Here is a 2,391-nt window from a genome sequence, read left to right on the forward strand (position 1 = left end):
TTTGTGGCCTCTAAACATTAGATATTGTCTGTAGTTTGCTGGAAATTTTCTCATAGCTAAAAATGCGTGAACTACGAAAATCACGAAAATTACAAAAGCGACGATGTTTGTAACGAAATAAATTCCGCCCGGTTCTGCGAAATGTACGACGCCCTCAAACGCGCCCTTACCGATCAAAATCGTGCCGGTAAATATCATATGACACAGCATGAAACAGGCCAAAATCAGCCCGCTGATGCTTTGCGCCACGTCTTGCAAAGCCATAATGCGGCTTTTTTTGCCGTCTATGGATCTGCCCGTAAAGCCTTCAATGCGACCTAGCATAGGTTCTCCTTAAAAAAGATGATTATAAATCCCCGCTAAACGAAAATTTACATTTTTGTAAAGGGATTATATTACTTTTTAACTTTAGATTAATTTAATTTCTGCAAATTAGTTTTTTCTTCAAAGACTGCTTTAAGAAAACTGCTATCAAAAACATCACCAAAGATAAAATTTGCCCCATCGATAAATTTAAAAATATAAACCCAAGCCCATCATCCGGCTCCCTAAAAAATTCTACGAAAAATCTAAACGCCGTATATAGCATCGCATACAGGCATATCAGCTCGCCGTTAAATTTCTTAAATTTACGGTAGAAAAATAAAATCACGAAAATTACCAGTCCTTCCAAAACTGCCTCATAAAGCTGGCTTGGATGACGCAACGTGCCGCCCACTAAGATCCCCCACGGCTCGGTTGTTTCGCGCCCGAAAAGCTCCTGATTTAAAAAATTTCCCACGCGTCCGAAAAAATACCCAAGCGGCACGCTAAGTGCCACGAGATCGAGCAGCGCCCACATATCGGTTTTAAATTTTTTGCAAAACCAAACCGTCGCGATCACGAATCCGACGACCGCGCCGTGATAGCTCATACCGCGAATGCCCACGAACTCGCCGTTATGAAAAGGGTTGAAAATTTGCCACGGATGGCTGAAATACCACGCCGCCTCGCCCGAATAAATCGCGATATATCCAAGCCGCGCACCCAAAATGACGCCCACTTCGACCCAGATAAAGTAGCGATCGAGCATCTTATCGCTAAAGTCAAGGCCGTCTTTGCGTACGAAATACTTGGCGATAAATAGCGCCGTAAGCAGCGCCAAAACATACATAATGCCGTACCAGTGCACGTTTATGCCAAACGCGCTGAATGCCACAGGATCAAAGTGGGCGTAAATTTCGTTCCAGTAATTCAAATTTTTCCTTTGTTTTAAATTTTAAAATTTAACGGCGCGCATCGGACGCTGCGTGACGCATGCTCGGTAAAAGACGCAGGGCGGCGCAAGTGCTAGGCGCCAAACTTAGTTTTCGAACGCTCGATCGCACGCGCGAAACACGTAAGACGCAAATCCTAGCGATAGCGTCAAACGATGCACAGACCACCTCGCATGAAATTTCAAGCGACGACGCCAGATGGGACGCAAGGCGCCTCACGTAAAATTCCAAATGACTATGCCAGACGACATACAAAGCGACACGCAAAACGCCAAAGCGCAAAACGACGCGACGCGGACAAAGCACGCAGCACCCTAATGCAGGCGGCGCAAAATGAGAGCACCGGACGCCTAGAAAAACTCGCAGTGCGCGCAAAACAAACATCAGACGGCACATGCGCAAAATACTGAATGCCACGCAGAATTCACAACGACGCGCGACACAACAAACGCCGACGCACAAAACAGCAAGGCAGCTACTTTGCATCCGCGCAGATAACGCAGATAAAATTCGCCCGTCTCGCTTAGCTTATCGCGCCCGCAGGAGCTGTATCGGCTACAGCGCAAGAAATTTCCGAAAGCAAGCTTTAAATTCTATCTCTACGCAGCACTCTCCGTGTCGAACGCGCAAAAATACCTAGCGCGCGTTCTAAATTTTAAATTTTAAATTCCAAGCCCCAGCGTCTCTTTCACCACGCGGCAAAAATCCGCCAAAAACCACCCAAGCGCCTTATAGTAGCTGCTTTTGGCGTTTATCTGCACGTGCGTAGCAAGCGCGGAAAAGCTAGGAATAATAAATTGCGCCAGATATAGCGTCAAAATTTTATGCGATTTCGCGTCCGTGTTTTGCTTAAAGATCATGGCAAGAAGTGCTAGCATATTGGCTGCGTGAGCGCTTTTAAGCTCCGCAAAAGGCTTTTTGAAGCGGCATTTTTCATAAAACAGCTCCACTTCGCTTTCGCTAATAAGCTTGAAAAAATCCATCTCAAACGCCCCTTTTAGCGCCTCAAAATCGCGCTCTAGCGCCGCGTAGTCCTCGCCCTGCACCTTTTGCCAAAGCTCGTGGCCGTTTTTGTTCTCGATATTTTTATTTACGATGATCCAGTTTTTGCCCAAACTGCGCAACTTCTGCTCGT

Annotated in this window: 3 protein-coding genes and 1 pseudogene; 1 reads left to right on the forward strand and 3 read right to left on the reverse strand. The window is 46.2% G+C overall.

The window, feature by feature from the left end; translation table 11 throughout:
* Positions 1–324, reverse strand: a pseudogene (locus tag Q0256_RS08285) (succinate dehydrogenase/fumarate reductase cytochrome b subunit); the annotation flags it as partial.
* 94 nt (positions 325–418) lie between these two features.
* Positions 419–1,237, reverse strand: a complete 819-nt coding sequence (gene lgt, locus Q0256_RS08290; RefSeq protein WP_297943378.1) for a prolipoprotein diacylglyceryl transferase — start codon at positions 1,235–1,237, stop codon at positions 419–421.
* 59 nt (positions 1,238–1,296) lie between these two features.
* On the opposite strand from lgt, the gene Q0256_RS08295 reads away from it, so the two are divergent.
* Entirely contained in the window at positions 1,297–1,479 is a 183-nt protein-coding gene (locus Q0256_RS08295) for a hypothetical protein (protein WP_297962134.1), read from the forward strand.
* Between the two features lie 439 nt (positions 1,480–1,918).
* Here Q0256_RS08295 and Q0256_RS08300 read toward each other — a convergent pair.
* Positions 1,919–2,391 (reverse strand): hypothetical protein (locus Q0256_RS08300; protein WP_297962136.1); only part of this gene is annotated, 473 nt, incomplete at its 5' end.

This window comes from uncultured Campylobacter sp., assembly GCF_937949835.1.
In the GTDB taxonomy this organism is placed as follows: domain Bacteria; phylum Campylobacterota; class Campylobacteria; order Campylobacterales; family Campylobacteraceae; genus Campylobacter_B.

Coding starts and splice junctions, on each gene's coding strand:
- Q0256_RS08295 (WP_297962134.1), top strand. CDS start 1,297: ATGCTCGGTAAAAGACGCAGGGCGGCGCAAGTGCTAGGCGCCAAACTT.